2 protein-coding genes are annotated in these 1,674 nt (G+C 68.0%); both read left to right on the top strand.

Annotation, left to right across the window (positions count from 1 at the left end):
• The first annotated feature begins 118 nt into the window (after positions 1-118).
• On the top strand, positions 119-988 hold the full coding sequence (locus tag ABD323_RS40670; protein ID WP_344447145.1) for an IS5 family transposase: 870 nt from the start codon (positions 119-121) through the stop codon (positions 986-988).
• A gap of 73 nt (positions 989-1,061) precedes the next feature.
• On the top strand, positions 1,062-1,394 hold the full coding sequence (locus tag ABD323_RS40665) for a hypothetical protein (protein WP_184912732.1): 333 nt from the start codon (positions 1,062-1,064) through the stop codon (positions 1,392-1,394).
• Positions 1,395-1,674: the final 280 nt, after the last annotated feature.

Here is a 1,674-nt window from a genome sequence, read left to right as displayed (position 1 = left end):
GCCACCCCCCCCCCCGGGGCCGGTGATGCAGATCTCATGGGCCGACCTTCGGGCCGGGCCAGGACGGCGACTAGGGGCTGTTTTGGAAGGTCGTCCGGCGTGATGCCAGGCTCTGTGGATGGGGCGTGGGGATCTGTCGGATGATCAGTGGGCTGTGCTGGAGCCGTTGCTGCCGATGGCCGGGGTGGGTCGTCCGGCGAGGTCGCGCCGCAGGCTGGTCAACGGGATTCGGTGGCGGGTGCGGACGGGAGCTCCGTGGCGGGACGTTCCGCCGGAGTACGGACCCTGGCAGACGATCTATGGCCTGTTCCGCCGCTGGCAGCGTCAGGGCATCTGGCAGCAGATCCTGGCTGGCCTGCAGACGCGGGCCGATGCGGCGGGGCTGATCGTCTGGGAAGTGAACGTCGACTCCACGATCTGCCGAGCCCACCAACACGCCGCTGGCGCCCGGCGGGACGGGGCCGCGCAGAAGGAGCCGCCAGGCGGCGTGGGCAAGGAGCCCGCGGACCACGGACTGGGCCGGTCGCGAGGCGGTTTCACGACCAAGATTCACCTGGCCTGCGAGCAACGGCAGAAGCCGCTGTCCCTCCTCGTCACGGCCGGCCAGCGCGGGGACTCACCGCAGTTCGAAGCGGTGCTCGACGCGATACGCGTGCCCCGGACCGGGCCCGGCCGCCCCCGCACCCTGCCGCTTCGAGTGCGCGGCGACAAGGCGTACTCGTCCAAGGCCAATCGCGCCTACCTGCGCAGACGCGGCATCCTGTGCACCATCCCGGAGCCGGCCGACCAGATCCGTAACCGCAAGCGGCGCGGCGCGAGCGGGGGACGTCCGCCCCACTTCGACCGAGAGGACTACAAGGGCCGCCATGCCGTCGAGTGCGGCATCAACCGGTTGAAGCAGCACCGGGCGGTGGCCACCCGGTTCGACAAACTCGCCGTCCGCTTCGAGGCGGCCGTCCTCGTCGCCGCGGTCAACCAGTGGCTGTGAGAAACGATGTGTGGGGCTCGCGTGCCATGCTGGCCGCGAGCCCGGAGCGGGGTGTCGCACAGGGGAGAGACCGGTGGCCGCTGACTACTACTGCGCCGACAGCGAGAACGGCGACCACATCGACGACCCGTCCGAAGACGCCATCTTCATGCTGGTCGACGATCTCAACGACACCGACAACACGTTCGTCGTCATCCAGCCCGACGAGGACGACCCGATCTGGTACCTCTCGGTCGCTGTCCTCGACAAGGGCGGATACGAGATCGTCCGCCGTGACGCGAGCCGTCGCGAACACGACGTGGTCACCGAGACCAGCATCCACACGATCGCGCGCGACCTCATCCTCTGGCTGGCCGCCCGAAGCTTCCCCGGACGGCCAACCAGAGGCACCTTCGACGCCTTCTAAAACACGGCCTAGGAGTTGCTCGCCGAGTACCCGGACGAAGCTGGGGAAGACGGCTTCGATGCGGACACCGCTCGCCCCAACCGTCCCCGCCCGCGACCTCTTGGGCCTCAGCACCGGTATGGGTGCCGGCTCCTCCACTACGAGAACGCCGAACACGACGACGAAGACGAGCAGTCGCTTGCCGTTGAGGCGGAGCAGGCCATTTCAGCGTCAACTATCCATTCTGGCAATTAAGTTGGCGTTATCTCATACTGTCTCGCTTCTCCTGTGACTGACGTAG

Origin of the sequence: Kitasatospora nipponensis (genome assembly GCF_039528135.1) — a bacterium.
GTDB lineage: Bacteria > Actinomycetota > Actinomycetes > Streptomycetales > Streptomycetaceae > Kitasatospora > Kitasatospora nipponensis.
This window is presented reverse-complemented; position numbering and strand designations above follow the sequence as displayed.